Source organism: Pseudonocardia hydrocarbonoxydans, from assembly GCF_006539565.1.
GTDB classification, from domain to species: domain Bacteria; phylum Actinomycetota; class Actinomycetes; order Mycobacteriales; family Pseudonocardiaceae; genus Pseudonocardia; species Pseudonocardia hydrocarbonoxydans.
Map to the genome: position 1 here is coordinate 41630 of NZ_BJNG01000012.1, position 24577 is coordinate 66206.

At 74.1% G+C, this 24577-nt stretch carries 29 protein-coding genes and 2 tRNA genes; 16 read left to right on the forward strand and 15 right to left on the reverse strand.

Annotation, left to right across the window (positions count from 1 at the left end; genetic code table 11):
- The first annotated feature begins 49 nt into the window (after nucleotides 1–49).
- On the forward strand, nucleotides 50–1552 hold the full coding sequence (glpK, locus tag PHY01_RS06240; protein ID WP_141277573.1) for a glycerol kinase GlpK: 1503 nt from the start codon (nucleotides 50–52) through the stop codon (nucleotides 1550–1552).
- Nucleotides 1553–1604: 52 nt separating this feature from the next.
- On the opposite strand, the gene PHY01_RS26240 is transcribed toward glpK, so the two are convergent.
- Nucleotides 1605–2255, reverse strand: a complete 651-nt coding sequence (locus PHY01_RS26240; protein WP_170183662.1) for an HAD-IA family hydrolase — start codon at nucleotides 2253–2255, stop codon at nucleotides 1605–1607.
- 36 nt (nucleotides 2256–2291) lie between these two features.
- Here PHY01_RS26240 and PHY01_RS26245 point away from each other — a divergent pair, with 36 nt between their 5' ends.
- Entirely contained in the window at nucleotides 2292–3419 is a 1128-nt protein-coding gene (locus PHY01_RS26245; RefSeq protein ID WP_170183663.1) for an App1 family protein phosphatidate phosphatase, read from the forward strand.
- 17 nt (nucleotides 3420–3436) lie between these two features.
- On the opposite strand, the gene PHY01_RS06255 is transcribed toward PHY01_RS26245, so the two are convergent.
- From PHY01_RS06255 to PHY01_RS06265, 3 genes are read right to left on the reverse strand one after another with little or no spacing between them, the layout of a single operon-like run.
- The gene (locus PHY01_RS06255; protein ID WP_141277576.1) at nucleotides 3437–4288 is read right to left on the reverse strand and encodes a ferredoxin family protein; all 852 of its coding nucleotides are present in this window, start codon (nucleotides 4286–4288) and stop codon (nucleotides 3437–3439) included.
- Nucleotides 4285–5547 carry a cupin domain-containing protein gene (locus tag PHY01_RS06260; protein ID WP_246085734.1) on the reverse strand — a complete coding sequence of 421 codons (1263 nt, stop codon included), beginning with the start codon at nucleotides 5545–5547 and terminating at the stop codon, nucleotides 4285–4287. Before PHY01_RS06260 ends, PHY01_RS06255 begins: the two co-directional genes overlap by 4 nt.
- Entirely contained in the window at nucleotides 5540–5758 is a 219-nt protein-coding gene (locus PHY01_RS06265; RefSeq protein WP_141277577.1) for a hypothetical protein, read from the reverse strand. Before PHY01_RS06265 ends, PHY01_RS06260 begins: the two co-directional genes overlap by 8 nt.
- Nucleotides 5759–5856: 98 nt before the next feature.
- Between PHY01_RS06265 and PHY01_RS06270 the strand changes: the two genes are divergently transcribed.
- The gene (locus PHY01_RS06270) at nucleotides 5857–6714 is read left to right on the forward strand and encodes an SCO6745 family protein (RefSeq protein ID WP_373865357.1); all 858 of its coding nucleotides are present in this window, start codon (nucleotides 5857–5859) and stop codon (nucleotides 6712–6714) included.
- Between the two features lie 37 nt (nucleotides 6715–6751).
- Nucleotides 6752–7756 (forward strand): TerC/Alx family metal homeostasis membrane protein, encoded by a 1005-nt coding sequence (locus PHY01_RS06275; RefSeq protein ID WP_141277578.1) that lies wholly within the window; start codon nucleotides 6752–6754, stop codon nucleotides 7754–7756.
- Between the two features lie 29 nt (nucleotides 7757–7785).
- On the opposite strand, the gene PHY01_RS06280 is transcribed toward PHY01_RS06275, so the two are convergent.
- Nucleotides 7786–8112: a putative quinol monooxygenase gene (locus tag PHY01_RS06280; RefSeq protein ID WP_174824086.1), complete on the reverse strand. Its 327-nt coding sequence runs from the start codon at nucleotides 8110–8112 to the stop codon at nucleotides 7786–7788.
- A gap of 126 nt (nucleotides 8113–8238) precedes the next feature.
- Here PHY01_RS06280 and PHY01_RS26835 point away from each other — a divergent pair, with 126 nt between their 5' ends.
- Together PHY01_RS26835 and PHY01_RS06290 are read left to right on the forward strand one after the other, a co-directional pair.
- Nucleotides 8239–8418, forward strand: coding sequence for a hypothetical protein (locus PHY01_RS26835; protein ID WP_174824087.1), 180 nt, complete (start codon nucleotides 8239–8241; stop codon nucleotides 8416–8418).
- Between the two features lie 67 nt (nucleotides 8419–8485).
- Nucleotides 8486–8899, forward strand: coding sequence for a TIGR03668 family PPOX class F420-dependent oxidoreductase (locus tag PHY01_RS06290; RefSeq protein WP_141277643.1), 414 nt, complete (start codon nucleotides 8486–8488; stop codon nucleotides 8897–8899).
- Between the two features lie 67 nt (nucleotides 8900–8966).
- On the opposite strand, the gene PHY01_RS06295 is transcribed toward PHY01_RS06290, so the two are convergent.
- Nucleotides 8967–9953 (reverse strand): LLM class flavin-dependent oxidoreductase, encoded by a 987-nt coding sequence (locus PHY01_RS06295; protein WP_141277579.1) that lies wholly within the window; start codon nucleotides 9951–9953, stop codon nucleotides 8967–8969.
- Nucleotides 9954–10194: 241 nt separating this feature from the next.
- Here PHY01_RS06295 and PHY01_RS06300 point away from each other — a divergent pair, with 241 nt between their 5' ends.
- Nucleotides 10195–12162: an acetoacetate--CoA ligase gene (locus PHY01_RS06300; protein ID WP_141277580.1), complete on the forward strand. Its 1968-nt coding sequence runs from the start codon at nucleotides 10195–10197 to the stop codon at nucleotides 12160–12162.
- A complete protein-coding gene (locus PHY01_RS06305; RefSeq protein ID WP_141277581.1) occupies nucleotides 12159–12899 on the forward strand; it encodes an LLM class flavin-dependent oxidoreductase in 741 nt (246 codons plus the stop codon). Before PHY01_RS06300 ends, PHY01_RS06305 begins: the two co-directional genes overlap by 4 nt.
- Here the strand turns inward: PHY01_RS06305 and PHY01_RS06310 are convergent.
- Both PHY01_RS06310 and PHY01_RS06315 read right to left on the reverse strand, forming a co-directional pair.
- The gene (locus tag PHY01_RS06310; RefSeq protein WP_141277582.1) at nucleotides 12812–13957 is read right to left on the reverse strand and encodes an alanine/ornithine racemase family PLP-dependent enzyme; all 1146 of its coding nucleotides are present in this window, start codon (nucleotides 13955–13957) and stop codon (nucleotides 12812–12814) included. The genes PHY01_RS06305 and PHY01_RS06310 overlap by 88 nt on opposite strands.
- Nucleotides 13954–15078: an N-acetyltransferase DgcN family protein gene (locus tag PHY01_RS06315; RefSeq protein WP_218030031.1), complete on the reverse strand. Its 1125-nt coding sequence runs from the start codon at nucleotides 15076–15078 to the stop codon at nucleotides 13954–13956. The genes PHY01_RS06310 and PHY01_RS06315 overlap by 4 nt, the downstream gene beginning before the upstream one ends.
- A gap of 273 nt (nucleotides 15079–15351) precedes the next feature.
- Between PHY01_RS06315 and PHY01_RS06320 the strand changes: the two genes are divergently transcribed.
- The 3 genes from PHY01_RS06320 to PHY01_RS06330 are packed head-to-tail and all read left to right on the forward strand — an operon-like array spanning nucleotide 15352 to nucleotide 17254.
- Nucleotides 15352–15738, forward strand: coding sequence for a DoxX family protein (locus PHY01_RS06320; RefSeq protein WP_170183664.1), 387 nt, complete (start codon nucleotides 15352–15354; stop codon nucleotides 15736–15738).
- Nucleotides 15725–16228, forward strand: coding sequence for a flavin-containing monooxygenase (locus PHY01_RS06325; RefSeq protein ID WP_141277585.1), 504 nt, complete (start codon nucleotides 15725–15727; stop codon nucleotides 16226–16228). The genes PHY01_RS06320 and PHY01_RS06325 overlap by 14 nt, the downstream gene beginning before the upstream one ends.
- 30 nt (nucleotides 16229–16258) lie before the next feature.
- A complete protein-coding gene (locus PHY01_RS06330) occupies nucleotides 16259–17254 on the forward strand; it encodes a flavin-containing monooxygenase (protein ID WP_141277586.1) in 996 nt (331 codons plus the stop codon).
- On the opposite strand, the gene PHY01_RS26250 is transcribed toward PHY01_RS06330, so the two are convergent.
- Entirely contained in the window at nucleotides 17226–17402 is a 177-nt protein-coding gene (locus PHY01_RS26250) for a hypothetical protein (RefSeq protein ID WP_170183665.1), read from the reverse strand. The two genes, PHY01_RS06330 and PHY01_RS26250, sit on opposite strands and share 29 nt — an antisense overlap.
- An 11-nt stretch (nucleotides 17403–17413) precedes the next feature.
- Nucleotides 17414–17575: a DUF1059 domain-containing protein gene (locus PHY01_RS06335; protein ID WP_141277587.1), complete on the reverse strand. Its 162-nt coding sequence runs from the start codon at nucleotides 17573–17575 to the stop codon at nucleotides 17414–17416.
- Between the two features lie 123 nt (nucleotides 17576–17698).
- On the opposite strand from PHY01_RS06335, the gene PHY01_RS06340 reads away from it, so the two are divergent.
- The gene (locus PHY01_RS06340) at nucleotides 17699–18463 is read left to right on the forward strand and encodes an AfsR/SARP family transcriptional regulator (protein ID WP_141277588.1); all 765 of its coding nucleotides are present in this window, start codon (nucleotides 17699–17701) and stop codon (nucleotides 18461–18463) included.
- On the opposite strand, the gene PHY01_RS06345 is transcribed toward PHY01_RS06340, so the two are convergent.
- Nucleotides 18441–18842: a 14-3-3 family protein gene (locus PHY01_RS06345; protein ID WP_170183666.1), complete on the reverse strand. Its 402-nt coding sequence runs from the start codon at nucleotides 18840–18842 to the stop codon at nucleotides 18441–18443. The two genes, PHY01_RS06340 and PHY01_RS06345, sit on opposite strands and share 23 nt — an antisense overlap.
- A 145-nt stretch (nucleotides 18843–18987) precedes the next feature.
- Between PHY01_RS06345 and PHY01_RS06350 the strand changes: the two genes are divergently transcribed.
- Nucleotides 18988–19614, forward strand: coding sequence for a calcium-binding protein (locus tag PHY01_RS06350; RefSeq protein WP_141277590.1), 627 nt, complete (start codon nucleotides 18988–18990; stop codon nucleotides 19612–19614).
- A gap of 116 nt (nucleotides 19615–19730) precedes the next feature.
- Here PHY01_RS06350 and PHY01_RS06355 read toward each other — a convergent pair whose 3' ends face one another.
- A complete protein-coding gene (locus PHY01_RS06355) occupies nucleotides 19731–20117 on the reverse strand; it encodes a hypothetical protein (RefSeq protein ID WP_141277591.1) in 387 nt (128 codons plus the stop codon).
- Nucleotides 20118–20287: 170 nt separating this feature from the next.
- Here PHY01_RS06355 and PHY01_RS06360 point away from each other — a divergent pair, with 170 nt between their 5' ends.
- Nucleotides 20288–20728, forward strand: a complete 441-nt coding sequence (locus tag PHY01_RS06360; protein WP_141277592.1) for an Hsp20/alpha crystallin family protein — start codon at nucleotides 20288–20290, stop codon at nucleotides 20726–20728.
- A 747-nt stretch (nucleotides 20729–21475) separates the two neighbouring features.
- Entirely contained in the window at nucleotides 21476–21811 is a 336-nt protein-coding gene (locus PHY01_RS06365) for a helix-turn-helix domain-containing protein (RefSeq protein ID WP_141277593.1), read from the forward strand.
- Nucleotides 21812–21951: 140 nt separating this feature from the next.
- Here PHY01_RS06365 and PHY01_RS06370 read toward each other — a convergent pair.
- The 3 genes from PHY01_RS06370 to orn form a co-directional block, all read right to left on the reverse strand.
- Nucleotides 21952–22027, reverse strand: a tRNA-Lys gene (locus PHY01_RS06370).
- A gap of 79 nt (nucleotides 22028–22106) precedes the next feature.
- A tRNA-His gene (locus PHY01_RS06375) sits at nucleotides 22107–22182 on the reverse strand.
- A 36-nt stretch (nucleotides 22183–22218) separates the two neighbouring features.
- Nucleotides 22219–22842, reverse strand: coding sequence for an oligoribonuclease (orn, locus tag PHY01_RS06380; protein ID WP_141277594.1), 624 nt, complete (start codon nucleotides 22840–22842; stop codon nucleotides 22219–22221).
- A gap of 204 nt (nucleotides 22843–23046) precedes the next feature.
- Between orn and PHY01_RS06385 the strand changes: the two genes are divergently transcribed.
- A complete protein-coding gene (locus PHY01_RS06385) occupies nucleotides 23047–24576 on the forward strand; it encodes a helicase HerA-like domain-containing protein (protein ID WP_141277595.1) in 1530 nt (509 codons plus the stop codon).
- The last annotated feature ends 1 nt before the right edge of the window (nucleotide 24577 follow it).

Genomic DNA, 24577 nt, shown 5'->3' on the forward strand with positions numbered 1-24577 from the left:
TCGCGGGCCACCCCCGCGAGTCCCCCGGATCCCGGCCCCGAGTCCCGGGGTGCCCGGTGAGGGGGAGCGGGTGGTCGCCGCGATCGACCAGGGCACGACCTCCACGCGCTGTCTGCTGTTCAACCGCTCCGGCCGGATGCTCGCCGTCGCCCAGCGCGAGCACCGCCAGCACTACCCGGCGCCCGGGCTCGTCGAGCACGACGCCGCGGAGATCTGGCGCAACGTGCGCCGCGTCGTCCCCGCCGCACTGCGCTCGGCCGGGCTCACCCCCGACGACCTGGTGGGGCTGGGCATCGCCAACCAGCGTGAGACCACCGTGGTGTGGAACCGGCACACCGGCGTCCCGATCTCGCGGGCCGTCACCTGGCAGGACACCCGCACCGACGGCATCGTCGCCCGCCTCGTCGACGACGGGCACGCCCCGATGATCACGCGGCTGTGCGGCCTGGCCCCCGCCACCTACTTCGCCGGTCCGCGGCTGCGCTGGATCCTCGACCACGTGCCGGGCGCGCGCGAGGGCGCCGAGGCCGGCGACCTGCTGTTCGGCACGATGGAGACCTGGCTGATCTGGAACCTCACCGGCGCCCACGTCACCGACGTCACCAACGCCAGCCGCACCATGCTGATGGACCTGCGCACCCGGGAGTGGTCCGACCCGCTGCTCGACGTGCTGGACGTGCCGCGCCGGATGCTGCCGGAGATCCGTTCCAACGCCGAGGTGTACGGGGTGTGCACCGCGGTGCTGCCCGGGGTGCCGGTGGCGGGCGCGCTGGGCGACCAGCAGGCCGCGCTCGTCGGCCAGGCCTGCTTCGCACCCGGCGAGGCCAAGTGCACCTACGGCACCGGCGCGTTCCTGCTGATGAACACCGGCGAGCGGATCGCCGAGTCGTCGCACGGGCTGATCCCGACCGTCGGCTACCTGCTGGGGGAGCGGCCCGTCTACGCCCTGGAGGGCGCGATCGCGATGACGGGCTCGCTGGTGCAGTGGTTCCGCGACTCGCTCGGCATGATCGGCACCGCCGCGCAGATCGAGACGCTCGCCGAGACCGTCGAGGACAACGGCGGGTGCTACATCGTGCCCGCCTTCTCCGGGCTGTACTCGCCGCACTGGCATCCCGACGCCCGCGGCGTCATGGTCGGGCTGACCTCGTTCATCAACCGCGGCCATCTCGCCCGCGCCGTGCTGGAGGCCACCGGCTGGCAGACGCGCGAGGTCGTCGACGCGATGAACCTCGACTCCGGCGTCACCGTCACCCGGCTCAAGGTCGACGGCGGGATGACGGCCAACCACCTGCTCATGCAGTTCGTCGCCGACGTCCTCGACGTGCCGGTGGAGCGGCCGCTGGGCTCGGAGGCGGTGTCGCTCGGGGCGGCGTACGCGGCCGGGCTCGCGGTCGGGCACTGGTCCGACGTCGAGGTGCTGCGCTCCAACTGGCACCGCGCCGCCGCCTGGGAGCCCGCCATGGACCCCGACCTGCGCCGCCGCGAGCACGCGAACTGGGGCCGGGCGGTCGACCGCAGCTACGGCTGGGTCCAGACCCCCGCCGACTGATCCGCGCACGGACGGCCCGACTCGGGCGCACGGATGTCCCGACTCGCGGGGGTCAGGTGGTGGACCAGTGCGCGTCGCCGGTCAGGGCGTCGACCAGCTCGTCGACGCCGCCGACGACCTTCGCCGCCCCGCTCAGCTCACCGGGCTGCGCGTAGCCCCACGACACGCCGAGCGTCGGGATGCCGAACTCCGCGGCCCCGTCGACGTCGTGGTGGCGGTCGCCGACCATGACGACGGGCTCGCGCGCGGGGTCCAGGCCCAGCCGGTCGAGCACCGACCCGATGACGGCGGCCTTGCCCAGGCGCCCGTTCGGCTGGTCCGCCCCGCCGACGAGAACGAAGTGCGCCTCGATCCCCACCCCCGCGACGATGCGCCGCGCCACCGGCTCCGGCTTCGACGTGGCGACGGCCAGCCGCAGGCCACCGAGCCGTTCCAGCAGCGTGACGGTGCCCGGGTAGAGCGGGGTCTCGGTGGCGGCGACGGCGTCGTAGGTGGCGCGGTAGGCGGTGATCGCCGCGGTCGTCTGCTCCGGGGTGAGGCCGAGCGCGGGCAGCGCGGTCTCGAACGGCGGGCCGACGAGCGGGAGCAGTTCGCGCGGTGTCCGGGTGACCCCGAGCATGGCCAGGGCCGCGCTGAGGTGCTCGGTGATCAGGGCGGCGGAGTCGACGAGGGTGCCGTCGAGGTCGAGCAGCGCGGTTCGCACACGGCCGAGCGTAACCGCGGCCGATACGGTGACGGGGTGACGGCACGGAGTTGGCGCAGACAGTTCACCTACGCACTGCTGCGTCTGGAGGACGTCGTCGAGGCCGGGATCGCCACCGGCGCCCGGATCGGCGGCCACCGGCACCCGGTGATCATCCCGTTCATCGGGCACGGCACCACCGCCCGCGCGCGGGTCGGGGCGCGGCTGGTGCTGGGCCGCCGCGCCGCGGTGGAGCCGTCCGCCCCGGCCGTCGCCATCGGGGACACCACGCCGTCGCCGCGCTCGCGCCGCGCGACCCTGCGGGTGAGCCTCGCGCGCTTCCTCACCGTCGAGGTGCCGCGCGCGGAGGTGACGATCCACGCCCCCGGCGGCGACGTCGTCGTGCGCACCAACCGCGACGGATACGTCGACCACGAGCTGGAGCTCTCCGGTGTGGAGCCGGGGTGGCTGGAGATCGGCCTGTCCGGCCCCGACGGCGCGAGCGCCACCGCGCGGGTGCTGCTCGTCGACCCGGCGGTCGACGTGGGCGTGATCAGCGACGTCGACGACACGATCCTGCACACCGGGCTCACCCGCGGCCTGGACTTCCTGCGCGCCACCCTGCTCACCGACGTCGAGGAGCGCACCCCGTTGCCCGGCGCGGCCGCGCTGTACCGGGCGCTGGTCGCGAAGCCGGGCAAGCCGGAGCGGCCGGTGTTCTACGTGTCGACGAGCCCGTGGAACCTGCACGAGATGCTGCTGCAGTTCGTCTCCATGCGCGGCTTCCCGCTGGGGCCGCTGCTGCTCACCGACTGGGGGCCCTCGCACACGGGCCTGTTCCGGATCGGGGCGCAGGCCCACAAGCCTGCGCTGGTGCGCCGCCTGCTCGACGAGCACCCGCAGCTGCGGCTGGTGCTGATCGGCGACAGCGGCCAGGAGGACCCGGAGATCTACGGCGACATCGCCCGCGAGTTCCCCGACCGCGTGGCCGGGGTCTACATCCGCCGCGTCACCGGCCTCGACCTGGGCCGCAACGACGAGATCGACGCCCTCGCCGCCGAGATCACCGCGCTGGGCGTGCCGATGCTGGCCGCCGACGACAGCATCCAGATCGCGCAGCACGCCGCCGAGCACGGCCTGCTGGACACCGAGGCGGTGGCGGCGGTGCGCGCGGACCTGAGCTGACCACCGCACGGCGCCGTTCAGGACCGCAGGGCGAGCACGTCGAACTCGCGCATCCACCCCGGGGCGGTGGCGGCGCAGGTCAGCGGGCGCCCGGGGTCGACGCGGCGCTCGGTCAGCTCGACCTCGACGTCGGGCCCGGCCATCCGCACCCGCCAGCGCCCGGTGCCCGGGGCGTCGACGGCGACGACCCGCAGCGCGTCGACGCCGCGGGCCCCGGTGACCAGCCGGGCGTGGTGCTGCGCGGCCTGGACGGCGGGCGGGTCGGTGCTGCGACCGCGCAGGAACGCGGGGTCGACGACCCCGTCGGCGTAGCCCGCCGCGGCCGCGACGCCCTGCGCCGGTGAGGTCCCGCCGAGGACGAAACCGTGCGGGAGCAGCACGAGCGCCGGGGCGAAACGGCAGCCGCCCACGTGCGAGCACTCCCAGGTGCGGTCGGGCTCGACGGCGGCCAGCGCGGCGGCGAGCGGGCGGCCGCGCACCGCGCAACACGTGTCGTGGCGGCCGTGCACGCACGCCAGGTACAGCGGCTCCGGATGCGCGGTGCCGGGGGCGGAGAGGGCGTCGACGAGGCCGGCGTCGTCGGTGACGGTGCCGGTGCGGACCGACTCGTGCCCGGGCCGGGAGTCGACGCGGAACCAGCGCCGGGGCCCGCCCGCGGACCGCCTCCCGGGGCGCCGGATCAGCAGCACCCGCCCGCGCGCGGTGCGCGCCCAGGCGTCCAGGGCGGTGACGACCGCGGGATCGAGGCCGGACTGCGCGAACGCGACCCGCCCCCACGGCCCCGGGTGCTCGACGAGGAACCAGCGCTCGCCGGGGGGCGCGGTGCCCTCCCGGGCGTCCCCGGCGGCGAGGTCGGAGCAGCGCGTCATCCCGGGGTGGCCGGGACGAGCACGCCCTCCCCGAGCAGCCGGCGCACCAGCACGACCTGATCGGGCCCGTCCATGTCCGGCAGGCTACCGACCGGGTGGGTCCCGCCGTCGAGCACCGCGCGCACCGCGGGAGCGGTCCGGGCCGGGAGCGCGATCTCGCGGTCGGCGAGCTCCAGCACGACCGTGTCGCCGCGGTCGACGACGCGGTGCCCGAGCCCGGCACGCAGCCGGACGGCGTCCCCGACGGCGAGGCCGGCGGCGAACGCGGCACCCGCGACGGGCCGCACCGGCTCGGGCCGGTTGCCCTCCCACACCCGCGCCCGCACGCGCCGCGCGACGTCGGCGACGGGCACCCGGCCCAGCGCGTCCACCAGCGCGTCGCGCACGGCGTCGACGTTCGGGGCGAGGGCGTCGGGATCGGCGACGTCGAGGCCCAGCGGCAGCGACGCCCGCAGCGCGGGGTCACCCGCCACCAGCGCCGTCAGCGCCTCCACGAGCGCGAAGCGCGTGACGACGTGCACGCCGACGGTCAGGTGCGCCGACACCTCGCCCTGCGCGGTGGCCGAGTGCAGCCAGCCGCGCGGCAGGTACAGCGCGTCGCCCGGCTCCAGGACGGTGTCGATCACGGGTTCGGCGTCGCGCGCCCTGGCGGCGACGGCGGCGGCGTGGTCGTTCCACGGCTGGTCGCGCAGCGGGTCGTCGTGGACGGGGGCGTGCACCGTCCAGTGCTTGGTGCCGGCGAGCTGCAGCACGAACACGTCGTGCACGTCGTAGTGGGCGGAGAAGCCGCGCGAGGCCGCCGGGGTGACGTAGGCGTTGGCCTGCACGGGATGGCCGAGCTCGGCGCCCAGCCGGGTCGCGAAGTCGGTCACCGGGGCCCACAGCCGGTGCAGCGCCTGCAGGACCACCGTGGCGCCGTCGGCGAACAGCGCGGCGACCCGGTCGTCGCGCACCTGGTCGCCGATCTCCGCGCCCACGCCCGCCGGCCCGGTGAACGACGACGAGCCGACGACGGAGCCGTTGCGGGCCAGCCGCAGGAACGGGGTGCGCAGGCCGCGCCGGGACAGCAGCTCGTCGACGCCGTCGAGGTCGAGCAGGTCGCGGAAGGACCCGGCGTCGGCCGCGCGGGTCAGCAGGGGCGCCCGGCCCCAGTGCCGGTCGGCGAACGCGGCCGGCTCCAGGCCGGTCGCCCGGAACAGCGCCGACGCCGGGCGGCCCGCGGAGGGGCGCCCGGCGTCGACGGAGGCGTGCTCACGCACCGCTGTCGGCGCCGCCGTCCGCGCCGCCGTCGGAGACGCCGGGGGTGCCTTCGCCCGCGCCGGAGTCGGCGGGGCCCTCGGCGCCGGAGTCGGCGCCGCCGTCCGCGCCGCCGTCGCTGACGCCGGGGGTGCCCTGGCCCGCGCCGGAGTCGGCGGGGCCCTCGGTGCCGGAGCCGTCGGTGGTGGTGATGTCGGAGTCGTCGAGTGCCATGGTGTGAGCCTCCTGGGGAAGATCGGGAAACGGTCCGCGCCGGACTACCCGGTTCGGCCGCGGATCACTCACGTCGATCTTGCCGGTACGGTCCGGCGGTGGACATCCGCGACTCCGGCCGCCTCGCGCGCGCACTCGAGCCCCTGCACGCCATGATCTACTTCGCGCCGGAGACGGAGCAGCTGCTCACCGCGGCCGGGCTGAAGCCGGGGCGGATGAGCTACTTCGCCGGGCGCGCGGCGCCGATGGGCGCGGTCGGGCCGGGGGTCGTGGCAGCCACCTTCTACAACTTCAACCCGACGCTGGTCGCCCGCAGCATCCCCGACGCCTGGACGCTCGCGAGCCCGGAGTCCCTGGTCGCGGCCCGCTTCGCCGCCGCCGACGCCGCGCTGCGCCGGATGCTGGGCGAGGAGGTCGTCGCGTCGCTGGAGGTCGCCGAGGCCGCCGCGCTGGCCCGGCAGGCGGCCGAGTCCTGCGCCGTCGACGGGCGCCCGCTCGCGGCCGGGCACCTCGACCTGGAGTGGCCGACCGTGCCGCACCTGGTGCTGTGGCACGCGCTGAGCATCCTGCGCGAGCACCGCGGCGACGGGCACATCGCGGTGCTCTCCGGGGCCGGGCTGTCCGGGCTGGAGGCGCTGGTCACCTACACCGCCACCGGTCGCGGGTTCGTCACCTCCTTCGCGATGGCCAGCAGGGGCTGGTCGCAGGAGCAGTGGGACGGCGCCGTCGCCGGGCTCGCCGACCGCGGCCTGCTCACCTCCGACGGGGCGCTCACCGAGGGCGGAGCGGCCCTGCGGAAGGGCATCGAGAGCGACACCGACCGGCTCGGCGCGGGCCCCTGGGAGCACCTCGGTGCGGAGGGGGCGGCCCGTCTCGGCGACATCGGCGGGGTGCTGGTGCGGGCGCTGCTCGCCGCCGGCTGCTTCCCTGATGGCGTCTTCGCCACGACCCGGTAATCTCACCGACGGTAAAGGGTCGGCCAAGGAGGGCGCCGTGCTGGAGATCACCGGGCTGACCTGGGGCGTCACGATCGGGCTCGTGGTCGGGCTGCTCGCCCTCGACCTGATCCTGGCCGCGCTGCGACCGCACAAGGTCGGGTTCCGGGAGGCCACCGCGTGGTCGGTGTTCTACATCGCCGTCGCCGTCGCGTTCGGACTGTGGTTCATGGCGAGCTACGGGAGCGACTTCGGCACGCAGTACTTCGCGGGCTACATCGTCGAGAAGAGCCTCTCGGTCGACAACCTGTTCGTCTTCGTGATCATCATGACGACGTTCGCGGTGCCCGAGGAGCACCAGCACAAGGTGCTGACCTTCGGCATCGTGCTCGCCCTCATCATGCGGGCGATCTTCATCGCCCTGGGTGCCACGCTGCTGTCGCTGTTCTCGTTCATGTTCCTGCTGTTCGGGCTGCTGCTGATCTTCACCGCCGTGCAGCTGTTCCGGCACCGCGACGAGGACCCCGACATCGAGGACAACGGCGTGGTCAAGGCCGCGCGCCGGCTGCTGCCGGTCACCGAGGAGTACGTCGAGGGGAAGCTGGTCGTCCGCGTCGACGGGCGGCGGATGGTCACGCCGCTGTTCATCGTCCTGATCGCGATCGGCAGCATCGACCTGCTGTTCGCCCTCGACTCCATCCCGGCGGTGTTCGGCGTCACCGAGGAGCCCTACATCGTCTTCGCGGCCAACGCCTTCGCGCTGCTCGGCCTGCGGGCGCTGTTCTTCCTGGTCAAGGGCCTGCTCGACCGGCTGGTGTACCTCTCGGCCGGCCTCGCGGTGATCCTGGCGTTCATCGGCGTCAAGCTGATCCTGCACTGGGCCCACGTCGACATCTCCCCGGACGTCCCGGAGATCTCCACGCCGGTCAGCCTGGTCGTGATCGTGGTGGTGCTGGTCGTCGTCACGGTCGCGAGCCTGATCAAGACCAGGAGCGACCCCACCGCCAAGGCGCACCCGGGCTCGCTCAAGGCGTCGCGCAAGAAGGAGCGCGAGGACGCCTGATCGCCCGGGGGCAACCCTGCGCAGCGGCGCTACTGACGCGGCAGGCCGGCGCCGCCGAGCGGGGTGAGGTCCACCAGCTCCGGCGGCCCGGCCAGCAGCCCCAGCACGTCGCCGATGCCGACCTCGCCCAGCTCGCCGGACAGCGCGCGGTCCGACGCCGCCTCGTCGGCCCACACCTCGGTGACCCAGACGGTGTCGGCCTCGTCGGGCGAGGTGTTGACGATGTACAGCTCGCAGCCGGGGGCGTCGCGCAGGCCGTCGGCGACGCGCAGGAGGGTGTCGGCGAGCGCCGGCCCCTGCCCGGGCTGGGCGACCATCCGGACGTACCGGCCGACGCGGCTGCTCGGACGACTCATGGGCCCGACCGTAGCCGCGCCGCCGCCGCGGCGTCCGGCCGGGGACCGTCCGGTGTGCGGGACGTGCAGCGCAGCGTTATCGTGTGATCACCCGAACGAGTCGGCCGACGGTGAAGGGGTCCGTGAATGCCCGGCGATGCGGAGCGCGCCGCACCCGAGCCCGATCCGGTCGAGTGCGACGACCGGCTCGTGGAGGCCGCCCGGATCGGGCTGCTGCACCAGGACGCGGCCGACCCGCTGGTCCGGGTCCTGGCCGGGCTGCACGACCGCGCCCGCCGGGCCTGCGACCAGCGCCCGGCGTTGTAGCCTCCCGGGGCGGGCAGGTCGTCCGCGGTGGGGGGTGCCCGATGAGCCGACGACCGGGCCGCGGCTGATGCGGCTGTCCGCCGAGCAGGCCCGGGAGCGGTTCGCCGCCTCCCGCGTGGCCCGCCTCGCCACCGTCTCGGCCCGGGGCGTGCCGCACCTGGTGCCGGTCACCTTCGCGGTGCTCGGCGAGCGGGTCGTGTTCGTCGTCGACGACAAGCCGAAGACGACGACCCGCCTGCGGCGCCTGGACAACATCGCCGCGCAGCCCGCGGTGTGCCTGCTGGTCGACGTCTACGACGACGACTGGTCCCGGCTGTGGTGGGCCCGCGCCGACGGCACCGCGACGGTCCTCGACACCGACGACGAGGCCGTCGACGCGCTGGCAGCCCGCTACCCGGCCTACGTGGCCCGCCGCCCGCGCGGGCCGGTCGTCTCCATCGCGGTGTCGGCCTGGACCGGCTGGGCCGCCTCGGCCGGCTGACCCCCCCGACGCGAGCGGGCCCCGCACCCGTGACGGCGTGCGGGGCCCGGCCCGGGGGGTGCGGGACTCAGCTGGCGTTGACCTTGGGCAGGATCTCGTCGTTGATCCGCTTGAGGTCGTCCATGGTCTTCGAGGTGGGCACGTCGCGGAACGGCGGCCAGATCAGCGGCATGGTCAGGCCCGCCTCCTTGTAGGCCTTGAGCCGGTCCTCGATCTGCTGCGCGGTGCCCGCCAGCAGGTTGGTGACCTTGCCGTTGTCGCTCTGGTCGAGCGGCTCGTCGGTGATGACCGTCCAGATCATCGTCGACATCTCGAAGCCCTCCGGGAACCCGCGGCCGAGCTCGTTGAGCTCGCGCTCCATCTCGCCCTTCCAGCGCTTGATGTCCTCGGGGGTGTCCTGGATGCCGATCCAGCCGTTGAGGCCGTACTTGGCGATGCGCTTGGCCGAGCGCTTCGGGTCCTTGAGGCCGGAGAAGAAGATCGGCAGCGGCGTCTGCACCGGCTTGTGGCCGAAGCCGCCGGGCTCGAAGTCGGCGAACTCGCTGTGGTGCTCGTAGACGTCGTTCTCCCAGATGCCCTTCATGATCTCGAGGGTGTCGCGCACGTGCGCGTGCCGGCGCGGGAACAGCTGCGGCACGCTGGACGCGGCGAACTCCTCGGGCATCCAGCCGGAGCCGACCCCGACGTTGAGCCGCCCGCCCGAGAGCTGGTCGATGGTGGCGAGCTCGGTGGCGAGCACGGCCGGGCCGCGGAACGGGGTGTTGGTGATGCTCATGCCGAACCGGATCTTGGACGTCTTCGCCGCGAGCCAGGGGAGCAGCGGGTAGCCCTGGAGCCACTTGCCGCGGGCGACGACCGGCAGGCCGTTGGGCAGGCCGTCCATCATGCCGAACGGGTGCTGCAGCTCACCGCGGTCGGAGGACTCCGGGACGAACACCCGGTCCAGCGTCCACACGGAGTCGAAGTCGCGGTCCTCGGCGAGCGCGGTGAGGTCCTCGATCTCCTTGACCGTCACCTCGTCGCGGAAGTTCGGCAGGTACAGAGCGAGCTTCATGGGGTAAAGCCTCCTCGGGTTCTCGTCGTCGAGCGTTCCCGGCTCCGGGCAGTGCGGGTCCTGGCTGACGATCGGCTGGCCGGGTCACGGCGTGCGGGAGCGTGCCGGAACAGGCTCCTGTGACCACCGGCACGCAGTCTGCTCCGGCCACCTCAATCCGACCTCATGTGGATCTCAACGGAGCCTCAACGGCACCGCCGACCGGGTGCTCGTCACCGTCCGCCGCCTCTATGTTCGGACCATGACCCCGTCCGGTGCGACGCCGCACGAGCCCGACCCGCTCTGGACCCCGACGCAGGCCCGCATCGAGGGCTCCGCCCTGCGCGCCTTCCTCGACCGGCTGGAGGAGCGCGAGGGGCGGCCCTTCCCCGACCACGACGCCCTGCACGCCTGGTCGGTGGAGGACGTCGGCCGGTTTTGGCTCTCCGTCGTCGAGTACTTCGGGGTGGAGTTCTCCGCCCCGTGGACCGAGGTGCGCACCGCCGAGGAGATGCCGCGCACCCGCTGGTTCACCGGGGCGCGGCTGAACTGGGCCCAGCACCTGCTGCGTCGCGGCGCCGACGCCGACGCGGCGCTGGTGTGCGTGCGGGAGGGCGGCACGCCCGCGCGGGAGATCACCTTCGCCGAGCTGCGGCGCTCGGTGGCCGCGGCGGCCGGGTGGCTGCGCCGGGCGGGGGTGCGGCCGGGGGACCGCGTGGGTGCCTACCTGCCCAACACCGAGCACGCCGTGATCGCCTGCCTGGCCACCGCCGCGGTCGGTGCGGTGTGGGCGTGCTGCTCCCCGGACTTCGGTGCCGACGGCACGATCGGCCGGCTCGCGCAGCTGGAGCCCACGGTGCTGATCGCCGCCGACGGCTACCACTGGAACGGCCGGGAGATCGACCGCGGCGACGTCGTCGCGCAGCTGCGCGCGAACCTCCCGACCGTGCGCCACGTCGTCCACGTGCCCTACGTGTTCGACCGGCCCGCCCCGGACGGCGCGACGCCGTGGTCGGAGCTGCTGGCCACCGACGCGCCCGCGGAGTTCGAGCAGGTCGAGTTCTCCCACCCGCTGTGGGTGCTGTTCACCTCCGGGACCACCGGCCTGCCGAAGGGCCTGGTGCACGGCCACGGCGGCATCACCCTCGAGGGCGCCAAGTGGGCCGGGCTCTACGCGGGGATGCGGCCGGGGGAGCGGATGTTCGCGTTCACCTCCACCGGATGGGCGCTGTGGAACATGCAGGTCGACACGCTGATGCACGGCGCGGGCATCGTCCTGTACGAGGGCAGCCCCGGCTTCCCGGCGGACGCGGTGTGGGAGGTCGCGGCCCGCACGGAGGCCGACGTCATGCTCATCGGCGCGGCGGTGATCACGGCGACGGCGAACAGCGGGGCCGTGCCACCGCGCAACCGCCTGCGGCACGTCATGGTCAGCGGCTCGGCCCTGCCCCCGGCCGGCTACCACTGGATCATGGAGAACGTCGGCGACGACCTGCGCATCGACTCCACCAGCGGCGGCACCGACATCTCGGGCGCGTTCGTCGGGGCCAACGAGTACACCCCGGTCCGGGCGGGCCGCATCGGCGGCGTGCTGGCGGGCGTCGACTGCGCGGCATGGGACGAGGACGGGAAGCCGGTCGTCGACGCGGTGGGGGACCTGGTGATCACCCAGCCGATGCCGTCGATGCCGGTGCACCTGTGGAACGACCCCGACTCCACCCGCTACACCGAGTCCTACTTCGACACCTGGCCCGGCGTCTGGCGCCACGGCGACTGGGTGACGATGCACGCCGACGGCAGCATCTCCATCCACGGCCGGTCGGACTCCACGCTCAACCGGCAGGGCGTGCGGCTGGGCAGCAGCGACTTCTACGACGTGCTGGACACCCTGCCGGAGATCACCGAGACGCTGGTGATCGGCCTGGAGCTGCCCGACGACGCGTACTGGCTCGGGCTGTTCGTCGTGCCCGCGGATGGCCACGCCGTCGACGACGAGCTGAAGCAGAAGATCGTCACCACCCTGCGGACCCGCCTGACCAACCGGCACGTCCCGGACGAGATCGTGCAGGCCCCGGCCGTGCCGCACACGCTGAGCGGCAAGAAGCTGGAGGTCCCGATCAAGAAGCTGCTGAGCGGGCGGCCGCTGGAGAAGGCGGCCAACATCGCCTCCGTCGACGACCCCGACGCGCTGCGCTGGTACGCCCGCTTCGCCGCCGAGCGCACCACATGAGGCTCGGCGCGACGCTGGCCCACCTGTCCCCGGGCCCGCCCCCGCCGACGGCGGAGTGGGCGCGGCGCCTGGCCGGGGCGGGCTTCGAGAGCCTGTGGATCCACCAGGTCATCGGGCGCGGCTACCTGGTGCCCGACCCGTTCGTCACGCTGGCGGTGGCCGCCGCCGTCACCGAGGGCGTGGAGCTGGGCACGGCCACCGTGCAGATCCCGCTGCACCATCCCGCCGAGCTCGCGCACCGGGTGCTCTCGCTGATGGCCGTGTGCGGCGACCGGCTGACCCTCGGCGTCAGCCCCGGGTCGACCGCCGTCGACTTCGCTACGCTCGGCCGCGACCACGCCACGCGCTTCCGGGTCTTCCGGGAGAACGTGGGGCGGGTGCGGGAGCTGGTCACCCACGGGCGCGACGCCGACGCCGACCTCGGCCCCGCCCCGTCGCGGGTGCCGCCGATGCTGCTCGGGTCGTGGGGGAAGAACGTGGAGCGGGCGGCGCGGGAGTTCGACGGCTGGCTGGCCTCGGGCTACCGGACCACGCCGGACCAGATCGTCGAGGCCCACGGCCGGTACCGCGCCGCGGGCGGACGCCGGGCGATGGTGTGCGCCATCCCGGTGACCGGTGACCTCGGAGCCGTCGGCGAACAGCTCCACCGCTACGCCGAGGCCGGTTTCGACGACGCCGTCGTGGTGATCGAGCCGGGTGGGCCGGACCCCGAGGAGGTCCGGGCCCTGCTGCCCTGAGCCGGGCGGCCGGGGTGCTCGACCTTGCGCACGAACGGCGACGTCATCGCCCGCAGGAACGCGCCGTAGCCGACCCCGAAGCCCATCTCGTCGCCGACCTCGACGAGGTGGTCGCCGAGGTCGACGACCAGGTGGTCGCTGCTCGTCCCGAGGACCGTGACGCCCTCGGGCGGCCGCAGGCCGTCGGGGTCGACGTCCTGGCGGCCGAGGGCGAGGATCGCCTGGTGCACCGGGCCGGTGCCGGTGCGGGCCGGGGCGTCGCCGAACGCGGCCTGGGCGCGGTCCCCCCAGGGCCGGGCCGGTTTCACCGCGACCTCGATGACCTCGGCGACCACCGTCGAGGCGTCGGTGTGCAGGCCGGGGATCGGCGTCCGGTGGAGCGGATCGACGCCGAGCAGGATGGCCTCGCCGAGCCGCAGCTCGTCGACCCGGCCGACGTGGCCGGTGCTCAGCGCCCAGCTCAGGTTCGCCGAGTTGCCGCCGGAGACGACGTCGAGGGAGATCCCGTGCCGCGCCTCGACGTGCTCGACGAGCGCGCTGAGCACGCCCATGTTCCGGTCGTCGGGCACGACGCCGTTCTGGCAGGCGAGGTTGGCGCCGAGCCCGGCGAGCCGTAGCCAGGGGTGCCCGAGCACGGCCCGCACGGCCTCGGGGGCGTCGTCGGGTGCGATGCCCTCACGCAGGTCACCCAGCTCGATCATCAGCACGACGCCGTGCGCCCGTCCGGTCCGCGACGCCGCGTGGTCGAGCGCGGCCAGCACGGTGGGGCCGGTGTTCAGGCTGACGTCGGCGACGTCGACGACCCGCCCGGCCTGGCTGAGCATCGGGGTGCGGATCAGCGTGCGCAGCGGTGCGGACAGCCGGGCGAGGTTGGGCACCCGGGAGTCCCCGAGGCCGCAGGCGCCGCCCCGGAGCATCGCCGCGGCGACCCCGGGCGAGCCCAGCACGGCCTTGGTGACCCCGGTGACCCGGATGCCCACCCGCGCGAGCCGGTCGACCAGGATCCGGGTGTTCTGCTCGATCTTGCCGAGGTCGGTGTCGATCCGCGGGGCCGTCACACGGGGTCGGAGAGTGCTGCGGCGAGGGCGGGGAAGGCCGCCAGCACCATGTCGACCAGCTCCGCGGCGGGGCGCGTCAGCGGGTCGGTGACCGGGAGCCCGAGCTGCGTGCGGTGCTCCTCGATCGCGTCGGCCAGCTCGTCGCCGGTCATCTCCTCGTGGTTGATCGTGACCCCGATGACGCGGGTGTCGGCGAACGCCTCGATCAGCGCGATCTCGCTCGCTGCCGTCGGCATCGGGACCATCGGGAAGTCGCCGAGCACCACCCGCTTCGGGGCGTGCTGCACGATCACCCCGGCCGGGCGGCTGCCGCGCAGGATGTGCGCCGACGTCAGGTACGCGGGATGGCTCAGCGCGCCCTGGCCCTCGACGACGATCACGTCGGGGTCCTCGCCCTCGAACGCGGCGACGACCTGGTGCTCGACCTCGCCCGAGCAGAACTGGGGCACCAGGGCGTCCAGCGCGACGCCGTACCGCCCGCCCTGGATCAGGGTGGTCTGCCCGGTGCCGACCATGACCGCCTTGATGCCGCGTGCGTTGAGCGCCTGCACCAGCAGGGTGGCGGTGGTGCGCTTCCCGATCGCCCCGTCGGTGCCCAGCACCGCGATCCGCGGGCAGGTGACGTCGGCGATCCGCCCGGAGAACAGGTGCAGGTCGCGCTTGGCCCTGGGCCGGCGCACGTCGGTGACGGTGACGCCGGCGGTCGCCGCGGCCGCGACGAACTCGGCGTCGTCGTTGAGGAACTCGTGCAGGCCGTTGATCACGTGCATCCCGCGGGCGATGCCGTCGAGCAGCACGATCCGCTGGTCGTCCGACAGCAGGCCGTCGGCGGGCGCCAGGCCGCAGATCAGGTAGTCGGGCACCCGGCCGGCGTGCGCGACGGCCTCGTCGAGCGAGGCCAGCACCGGGATGCCGTTCGCGACACCGTCCAGGAGGCGCCCGGCGTCGACCCCGGACCGGACGCTGTCGACGACGCTGAGGATCTCGTACCGCTCCGAGTGCCGGACCAGTCCGTTGGCGGTCTTGCCGTCCTGCTCGCCGAACTGCCCCTCGCAGTAGACGACGGCGGTGGAGCCGGTGGGCAGCGCGAAGGGCTCTGCGGGGGCGGTCGATCCGGACACGACGGGACGAGCGGTACCACTGACGAGCGAGGGCATGGATTCCTCTGAGAAAGTCTCAGAGAAGGCGACGGGATCGTGGCGGGGCGGTGAGCCCGACGGTCAACGAGTGGTCTGCCCTGAGGGTCGGCGAGATTACCGACGCGTGAAGCCTACCCGCTCGTCCCCGGCCCCGCTCCCGCCCGACCGGCGGCCACCGGGTGGATGCGGGGTCACTCACCGGCCCTTCACGTGCGGCGGGCGACCATGGCCCTCGGCCGACGACGAGAGGGCGCGATGACGATCGACCAGGTGCTGCGCACCGGTCTGCACCACCGGATGCCGCGGCCCGCGGCGGTCGTGCGGGTGGTCGCGGGGGTCCTGTTCGTGGTGTTCGGCGTCCCGAAGTTCACCGACCACGCCCGCTGGGTGGCCGACTTCGCCTCCTACGGCCTGCCCGGGGTGCTGGTGTACCCGACCGGCCTGGTCGAGGTGCTCGGCGGGCTCGCGCTGGTGGCCGGCCTGGGCGTCCGCGCGGTCGCGGCGGTGCTGGCGCTGGTCATGGCCGGGGCGGTGGTCGGCGGCGGGATCGTCGGGGGCAACCCCGCCTCGCTGACGCTGGCGCCGGCCCTGCTGGTCGCGTCGGTGTTCGTGTACTGGTCCGCCGGGCGTGCCCGTCGATAGCTGTGGTCGGCCCGTCGAGCGGCGCGAGGTGGTCGTCGTCGGCTCCGGGTTCGGCGGGCTGGCGGCCCTGATCCGGCTGCGGGACCAGGGCCACGACGTGCTGGCCATCGAGCAGGCCGACGCGATCGGCGGGACCTGGCGCGACAACTCCTACCCCGGGGCGGGCTGCGACGTGCCGTCGGCGCTCTACTCCTACTCCTTCGCGCCCAACCCCGGGTGGAGCGCCCGCTACGCCGGGCAGGCGGAGATCCTCGACTACCTGCGCCGCACCGCCGACCGGTTCGCCGTGACCGGCAGCGTCCGCCTCGGCACCCGGCTGCTGCGCGGCGAGTGGGACGAGGGCACCCGGCGGTGGCGGCTGCAGACCTCCACGGGCCCGATCTCCGCGCGCTGGCTCGTCGCCGCGGGCGGCACGCTGCACGAGCCTGCCTGGCCGGACCTCCCCGGGCTGGACACGTTCCGCGGCCGGGTCTTCCACAGCTCGCGCTGAGACCACGGCCACGACCTGCGCGGCCGCCGGGTGGCCGTCGTCGGGAGCGGGGCGTCGGCGCTGCAGTTCGTCCCCCGGATCGCCCCGCAGGTGCGCCGGCTGGTGCTGCTGCAGCGCAGTGCCCAGTGGGTGCTGCCGCGGTTCGACCGGTCCGTCACCACGGTCGAACGGCAGCTGTTCCGCTGGTTCCCGCCCGCCCAGCGGGTGGTGCGCCTCGGCGTCTACCTCGCCGCCGAGGCGGTCGCGCTCGGGGTGCGGCACCGGTGGCTGCGCCGCCAGCTGACCTGGCTCGCGCGCACCCACCTGCGGCGCACCGTCACCGACCCGGACCTGCGCTCCCGGCTGCTGCCCGCGGAGGACATCGGCTGCCGGCGGCTGCTGCGCTCCAACACCTGGTACCCGACGCTGGTGCGGCCCAACGTCGCGGTCGCCGGTGACGTCCGCGAGGTCCGGCCCGCATCGGTCGTCGACGGTGACGGGCACGAGCACCCGGTCGACACGCTGATCCTGGCCACCGGCTTCCACGCCGCGGAACCGCCGGTCTACCGGCTGCTCCACGGGCCCGACGGCGTGTCGCTGGCCTCCCGGTTCGCGGCCACGGGCGCGCGGGCACACCTCGGCACGGCGGTGGCGGGCACGCCGAACCTGTTCCTGCTCGCCGGCCCCAACTCCAACGTCCAGACCTCCTCGGTGACGGTGCTGGAGGCCCAGGTCGACCACGTCGCCGCCGCGCTGTCCGCCGCCCGTGACCTCGGCGCCGACCGGGTCGAGGTGCACCCGGAGGTCGCACGGGTGGGGGAGCGGGAGGTGCGGCGCCGGCTCGTCGACACGGTGTGGGCGACGGGGTGCCGGGCGTGGTACCTCGACCGGCGGGGCCGCAACACCACGAACTGGCCGGGCACCACCACCGAGCTGCGCCGCCGGCTGCGGCGCTTCGACCCGGCCGGGTACCTGTTCGGGCGTGCGCCCGCCGTCGACGGACCGCGCGGCGAGCCGGTCAGCGCGCGAGGGTGGCCGCGGCGCTGACGGCGCCGCTCAGGACCGCCGTGCCGAGCGCGGTGCCGACGAGCACGCGCACCATGAACGGGACGGGCTCGCGGTCGAGCAGCCGGTCCACGCCCCACACGACGGCGATGCAGCCCGCGAGCGCGAGCAGCCCCGTGATGACGGACATCGCGGGCCCGGTTACGGGACGAGCTCGATCCAGCCCCGGATCACGTCCGGGGTGACCTGATCCACGAGCTCGGGGTGGCTGTCCCGGACGTGCTGCTGCACCGTGCGGATCACGGCCGCCTCGTCGTCCTCGCGGGCCTGGTACCCGCACTCGCAGCTGACCTGGTTGAGCATGACCGACTCCTCGTGCGCCGGGGCGGGCGGTGGGCCCGCCGTCGAAGGTGGAGCGGCCAGTGTGCCGGGCCGGATTGCGGCAAGGGTGTCGCCACGTTGCCGCGACGTTGTCACGATGGTGCGGTGCGCATCCAGCTCCACGGGCACCTCACCGTCGCCTGCGACGGCCGCGCGATCGACACCCGGCTGCCCGGTCGCCGGGCCCGCCTGCTCGTCGCCCACCTGGTCGCCCACCGGGCGGTGACCGTCGACCGGGCCACCCTGATCGAGGAGCTGTGGTGGCCCGCGACGCCGGGTGACGGCGCCCCGCGGGTGTTCGACGCGGTGCTCTCGAAGACGCGGGCGGCGCTGGCCCCGGCCGAGATCCGTGGCCGGGCCCGGCTGCGGCTGGTCCTGCCGCCCGGCACGCTGGTCGACGCCGACCGCGCGGCGGCGGCCCTGCACGACGCCGAGGCGGCGGCGGGCCGGGGCGACTGGCGGCGGGCCTGGGCCCAGGCGCTGAGCGCGATGTTCGTCCTGCAGCGGGAGTACCTGCCCGAGTTCGACACGGAGTGGGTGCTGCGGCACCGGGCCGAGGCCCGCCTCGCCCACGCCCGGGCCACCGCCTGCTACGCCGAGGCCTGTCTCGAGCTCGGGGGCGGGGAGCTCGCCAGCGCCGAGCGCAGCGCCCGCCGGCTCGTCGCCGACGACCCGCTGGCCGAGCGCGGGTACCTGCTGCTCATGCGGGCGCTTGACGCCCGTGGCGACCGCTCCGCCGCGCTGGCGGTCCACGCCCGCCTCCGCGAGATCCTGCGTGACGAGCTCGGCGTCGCCCCGGGCCCGGCGGCCGACGCGCTGCACCGCGCGTTGCTCGGCGCACCGCAGGTCAGCCGGCGTCGTCCATGCTGAAGGCGAAGAAGGTCATGCGGTCGCGGAGCCGGCCGAGGGCGCGCACCGACTCGCCGCGCTGCTCGCCGGCGGCCTCCTCGAACGTCTCGACGGCCTCGTCGTAGGCCGCCCCGGCGATCACCAGCGCGCGTTCGGTGTCGTTCCAGCGCTCGAACCAGGCGTCGGCGTGCTCACCGGCGAGCGTCAGGCGCTGCGGGTGCGGGGCGGGCAGGGCCGCGGACAGCGCGGTGGCCTCGGTGAAGGCGGCCCGCGCCTCGTCGTCGCGGCCGTCGGCGAGGGCGGCCCGTGCCACGTCGCAGAGCGCGGCGATCCGGTGCGCAGCGGCGCCGTCCATCATCCCGACCTCCCGTACCGCGATGGCGGATGGAGTGTGGCGCACCCGGGGAGGATCGGCCACTCGGCGGACCCAGCGGGTAGTTCTGCACACTCCGACCCGTCCCGAGCCGTGTCGTCGCGGGTCTGGGCTCCCTAGCGTGCCGTCGCACCGGGCCCGCGACGGCGGGCCGCAGACCGAAGGGGATCCCATGCCACCGACACACCGCGCCCGACGGATCGGCCCGGCCGCAGTGCTCGCGCTCGGCCTGGTGGTGATGTCCCAGGCACCGGCAGCCGCGATCGAGGACCCGTTCCCGCTGGGTGTCTGCGACGGGCTCACGCCCGTCACCGCGGCGCAGGCCGGCTACCGGGTCTCGACGAACTTCCCGAGCGGCCCGCAGCAGAACGGGGTCGTCCTCGTCCTCACCGCGGACGACGCCGACGACTTCATCATCACCACCGACCGCGACGACACGGTCTTCAGCGGCGGCGGCGACGACATCGTCTGCAGCCTCGGTGGTCTCGACCAGGTGAGCTCGGGCACCGGCGACGACCGCGTCTTCCTCGGCACGGGCGACGACATCGCGCACGGGGAGGGTGACGACGACCTGATCGACGGGGAGGACGGTCACGACACCCTCAGCGGCGATCACGAGGCGTTCCCCACCGTGGGCGGGATCGACGTCCTGCGCGGCGGCCCCGGGGACGACACCCTGGCCGGCCAGGGCGGTGCCGACAACCTGACCGGCGGCCCGGACCGGGACTCCGGCGACGGCGGGGGCGGGGGCGGGCTCGATCTCTGCCGGCTCGAGAGCCCGGTGAACTGCGAGCTGTAGCCACGGTGTGCCACCCGGACCGGACGTCGCGACCTGCGACCGAGCACGGAGGTCGCGGCCCGGGTCGGTGAGCCCGGGTGCCTGCGAACCGCTCCGTCGCCCGTCCACGGCGGGGTTCAGAGGTACTCGGCACCGGTGTGGTGCCCCGGTGCCGGGCTGGCGAAGGGCACGAAGCGGAACCGCACGCCGGGGTCGTCGTCGGCGAGGCTCGTGACGATCACGCCGGCGGCGCTGCTGAGGTCGAGCTGGGCGAGCAGCCGGGTGAGCGCCGCGGGGGCGTCGCCCGGGTCGTGGGAGGTCTGGATCAGGGTGCGGTGCAGGGCGCTGACCACCCAGCCCTCCCGGCTGCCGCTGCCGATCGAGTTCGGGAGCACCACGTCGAGCAGCCAGCGTGACGGCTTGCCCGGCAACGCCGGGGTCGGGTGCGCGTCGACACCGACGACCTGATCGGCCCGCACCAGGCCGTCCGCGACGGTCTGCACCCACACGTTCGTCAAGCTCACCGCGACCTCCCCACTCGGACTTACCGGTATCCGCAACTGGCACAAATATACCTCTTGCGATGCCAAAAATCTGTAGCTACCATCGCAGGTATCTGGAGGCGTCCCCGGGCATCCCCGGGCGTTCCGGAGCATCGCCGCCCTTGTCGTCGACCAGGAAGGAGTGGCCTGCGATGCTGATGCGCACCGACCCGTTCCGAGAGCTGGACCGTCTGACCCAGCAGATGCTCGGCAACAACCCCGGTACGTGGTCCCGTCCCACCGCCATGGCGATGGACGCCTATCGCGCCGGGGACGAGTTCGTGGTCTCGTTCGACCTGCCGGGCGTGTCCCCCGACGCGATCGAGCTCGACGTCGAGCGCAACGTGCTGACCGTGAAGGCCGAGCGGCGCCCCGTCGCGACCGGGGAGCACGTGGAGATGCAGGTGGCCGAGCGGCCGCTCGGGGTGTTCTCCCGGCAGCTGTTCCTGGGCGACACCCTCGACACCGACCACATCGATGCGGCCTACCACGCCGGCGTGCTCACCCTGCGGATCCCGATCGCCGAGAAGGCGAAGCCCCGCAAGATCAGCATCACCGACGCGGACAGCGCACACCGGCAGATCAACGCCTGAGTGCGGGCCGGGTCCGTCGGATCCGCCACGGGGAGGGCGACGACATGATCGGGCACCTCACACTCGAGCCCACAGCACCCGACCGGACGGCAGTCGAAGCCACGGCCACCGGGGCGCTGCTCCACGCGGGCGGGCCGTCGAGAGACGCCGCCGCGACCTGGGCCGATCTCGTCTGCGCCGATCGGGAACTGCTGGCCGCCGAGTTCGACGCGATCATCACCGCCAATTTCCCCGATAGCGCCGACGGACCCCGGCCGGACGACCGATCGGTCCCGGTCCTGACCGGGACCGGTCTCGTCCCGCCGTGCCGGGCGCGCCACCCGTACGCACCGTGGCCGCCGCGTGGGGTCCGCACCGTCGCCCCGCACCCGCGGCCCCGGGAGCGCGGGCCGCCCCCGCACGACGCCCGAACCGGGACGCGGCCGGCCGCACCACCCCTCCGCGGCCGGCCGCTCCCGATCGGGCACGCGTGCGGAGATCGTCATGTTTCCTGGATCAGACACTTGACCAGACCTGCAGTGCTGGCTTTATGATTTGTCCAGGAACGAGGTAAGACACCACCGGGACGGTGACCGGCCGAGACACGCGGAGGGTGAACATCACGACAGCCCCCGAACATCGCGATCATCAGTGAAGTCTTCGTCCACGCGGGGCCCGGCCGATCAGGCCAGGCCCCGCCTGACGTCGTGCCCGGTCCCGAACGGGGCCGGAACCAGCCCACGGACAGGGGAGGGAATCGAGGACGCGATGGGAGTGGGCCGACTCGACGACCAGGACTACCCGGTGCTCACCATGGGGCAGGCCGCGGAACTGCTCGACGTGCAGCCGGCGTTCCTGCGCAGCCTCGACGCCGCCGGGGTGCTCACCCCGCACCGCTCCAGCGGCGGTCACCGCCGCTACTCGCGCCGGCAGCTGACGCTGGCGGCCAGGATCCGGGAGCTGTTCGACGAGGGCATGACACTCGACGCCGCCGCCCGGATCGTGGGCCTGCAGGACCAGCTCGACACCGCGAACGCCCGCATCGACACGCTCGAAGCGCGCGAGGCACGTCACCGCGGCTCCGACGGACCGGCCCCGCAGTAGGCGCTTCCCCGTCGGCCGGGGCCGGGCGGGGGTCGGACCGGCTCACGGGCACGGCGCCGTCCGAATTGACCGGTCGTCGTGCGGGAGGTCGTGGGCCGCGAACGACAACAGGCCGGAGCGAACCGCTCCGGCCTGCTGGGTGGTGCGCCGTCAGGGACTCGAACCCCGAACCCGCTGGTTAAGAGCCAGCTGCTCTGCCAATTGAGCTAACGGCGCCTGCCTCGCGCCCCACCGCCCGGCGCTCGGAAACCCTAACAAGGTCCTCCGGGCGGCCGTGCTGCGGGGTCCCGCGGCATGGGGTGAGTGACGGGACTTGAACCCGCGGCCCCCTGGACCACAACCAGGTGCTCTACCAGCTGAGCTACACCCACCATGCGTACCCGGCCGCAGCCGGGAACCCGACAAGCTTAGCGTGACGTCGCGCGCTGCTGACCCCGGGGGGCGAGTGCGGCGGCGACGGCCTGGGCCTCCTCGGTGCTCGGGCCGGGCTGGGGGACGAACAGCGTGCCGCGGTAGTAGGCGAGCTCGCGGATCGACTCCTCGATGTCGGCCAGCGCGCGGTGGGCGAGGCCCTTCTCGGGCTTGGCGTAGAACACCCGCGGGAACCAGCGGCGGCACAGCTCCTTGATCGAGCTGACGTCGACCATGCGGTAGTGCAGGTGGGCGTCGAGCTCGGGCATGTCGCGGGCCAGGAAGCCGCGGTCGGTGCCGATGGAGTTGCCGGCGAGGGGGGCGGTGCGGGCGTCGGGGACGTGCTCGCGGACGTAGGCCAGCACCTGTTCCTCGGCCTGGCGCAGCGTCACCGCCGAGCGCCGGACCTCGTCGGTGAGGCCGGAGTGGGCGTGCATGTCGCGGACGACGTCGGGCATGGCCGCCAGGGCGGACTCGTCGGCGTGGATGACGATGTCGACCCCCTCGCCGAGCACGTTGAGCTCACCGTCGGTGACCAGGCAGGCGATCTCGATCAGCGCGTCGCGCGTCAGGTCGAGTCCGGTCATCTCGCAGTCGATCCACACCAGGCGGTCGTTCACCGACGCAGCGTATGCGGTCGGGCCGTCGACGGTGACCGGAACACGCCATCGCCCTCGTCGCGCCCGGGTGCACCGGTCGTCCGCGCCGCCGGGACGGGCCCGGACGGTGCACGTCGAGAACCTCGTGGTGGTGGCCGAACGGCCGGTCGGGCGTGCGGTTCGTCGGCGACCGACCGCACGCCGGAGGGCGATAGGGTGCGCGCCGTGGGTGACGACTCGGCAGCACAGCAGATCGCGTCCGGCTACGCCACCGAGGGGGCGGCGCTGGAACTGGGGGCCGTGATCGTCGACGGCGTCGTGGACCCGTCGGCGCGGGTGCGCATCCCGTTCGCCACGCTCAACCGGCACGGGCTCGTCGCGGGCGCCACCGGCACCGGCAAGACCAAGACGCTGCAGGGCCTGGCCGAGCAGCTCTCCAACGCCGGCGTGCCGGTGCTGCTGGCCGACGTCAAGGGCGACCTGTCCGGGCTGTCGCGGCCGGGGGAGCCCGGCCCGAAGATCGACGCCCGGGCCCGCGACACCGGCGACGACTGGACGCCCACCGCGTTCCCCGTCGAGTTCCTGTCGCTGGGCGGCAGCTCCTCGGCGGTGCCGATCCGGGCCACGATCACCCAGTTCGGGCCGATCCTGCTGAGCAAGGTGCTCGACCTCAACGACACCCAGGAGTCGACGCTCGGCCTGATCTTCCACTGGGCCGACCAGAAGCAGCTGCCGCTGCTGGACACCAAGGACCTGCGCGCGGTCATCCAGCACCTCACCTCCGACGAGGGCAAGGCCGACCTCAAGGGCATCGGCGGGGTCTCCTCGGCGACGGCCGGGGTGATCCTGCGGGCGCTGGTCAATCTGGAGGCCCAGGGCGGCGAGGACTTCTTCGGCGAGCCGGAGTTCGAGCCCGCGGACCTGCTGCGGGTCGGGCCGGACGGCAAGGGGATCGTCACGCTGCTGGAGCTGGCCGACCAGGCCGCCAACCCGCGGCTGTTCTCCACCTTCCTCATGTGGCTGCTCGCCGAGCTCTACGAGGACCTGCCCGAGGCCGGTGACCTCGACAAGCCGAAGCTCGTCTTCTTCTTCGACGAGGCGCACCTGCTGTTCACCGACGCGTCGAAGGCGTTCCTGGAGCGCATCGAGCAGACCGTGAAGCTCATCCGGTCCAAGGGCGTCGGGGTGTTCTTCTGCACCCAGCTGCCCACCGACGTGCCCAACGCGGTGCTCTCCCAGCTCGGCGCGCGCATCCAGCACGCCCTGCGCGCGTTCACCCCGGAGGACCAGACGGCGCTGCGCAAGACCGTCCGGACCTACCCGAAGACCGAGCACTACGACATGGAGTCCGCGCTCACGTCGCTGGGCACCGGCGAGGCGATCGTCACGGTGCTGTCCGAGCGGGGGGCGCCCACGCCGGTGGCCTGGTCGCGGATGCGGGCGCCGCGCTCGCTGATGGCGGCCATCGGCGAGGACGCCGTGACGGTCGCGGCCAAGGGGTCGCCGCTGTTCGGCAAGTACGGCACCACCGTCGACCGCGAGTCGGCCTACGAGCGGCTGACGGCGCGGATCGCCGAGGCCGCGCCGCCGCCCGCCGACCTCCCGCCGCCGCCCCCTCGCGAGGAGCGGGAGGAGCCGGGCTTCGTGGAGAAGGCCTTCGCCTCGCCCGTCGTCCGGTCGTTCCTGCGCTCGGCGGCCAGCGCGCTGGGCCGGGAGATCACCCGGGGGATGTTCGGGACGCGCCGCCGGCGCTGAC

Coding starts and splice junctions, on each gene's coding strand:
- PHY01_RS06255 (WP_141277576.1), bottom strand. CDS start 4,288: ATGACGCGCTGCTCCGACCTCGCCGCCGGGGACGCCCGGGAGGGCACC.
- PHY01_RS06265 (WP_141277577.1), bottom strand. CDS start 5,758: ATGGCACTCGACGACTCCGACATCACCACCACCGACGGCTCCGGCACC.
- PHY01_RS06280 (WP_174824086.1), bottom strand. CDS start 8,112: ATGAGTCGTCCGAGCAGCCGCGTCGGCCGGTACGTCCGGATGGTCGCC.
- PHY01_RS26835 (WP_174824087.1), top strand. CDS start 8,239: ATGCCCGGCGATGCGGAGCGCGCCGCACCCGAGCCCGATCCGGTCGAG.
- PHY01_RS06290 (WP_141277643.1), top strand. CDS start 8,486: ATGCGGCTGTCCGCCGAGCAGGCCCGGGAGCGGTTCGCCGCCTCCCGC.
- PHY01_RS06295 (WP_141277579.1), bottom strand. CDS start 9,953: ATGAAGCTCGCTCTGTACCTGCCGAACTTCCGCGACGAGGTGACGGTC.
- PHY01_RS06300 (WP_141277580.1), top strand. CDS start 10,195: ATGACCCCGTCCGGTGCGACGCCGCACGAGCCCGACCCGCTCTGGACC.
- PHY01_RS06305 (WP_141277581.1), top strand. CDS start 12,159: ATGAGGCTCGGCGCGACGCTGGCCCACCTGTCCCCGGGCCCGCCCCCG.
- PHY01_RS06320 (WP_170183664.1), top strand. CDS start 15,352: ATGACGATCGACCAGGTGCTGCGCACCGGTCTGCACCACCGGATGCCG.
- PHY01_RS26250 (WP_170183665.1), bottom strand. CDS start 17,402: ATGTCCGTCATCACGGGGCTGCTCGCGCTCGCGGGCTGCATCGCCGTC.
- PHY01_RS06335 (WP_141277587.1), bottom strand. CDS start 17,575: ATGCTCAACCAGGTCAGCTGCGAGTGCGGGTACCAGGCCCGCGAGGAC.
- PHY01_RS06350 (WP_141277590.1), top strand. CDS start 18,988: ATGCCACCGACACACCGCGCCCGACGGATCGGCCCGGCCGCAGTGCTC.
- PHY01_RS06360 (WP_141277592.1), top strand. CDS start 20,288: ATGCTGATGCGCACCGACCCGTTCCGAGAGCTGGACCGTCTGACCCAG.
- PHY01_RS06365 (WP_141277593.1), top strand. CDS start 21,476: ATGGGAGTGGGCCGACTCGACGACCAGGACTACCCGGTGCTCACCATG.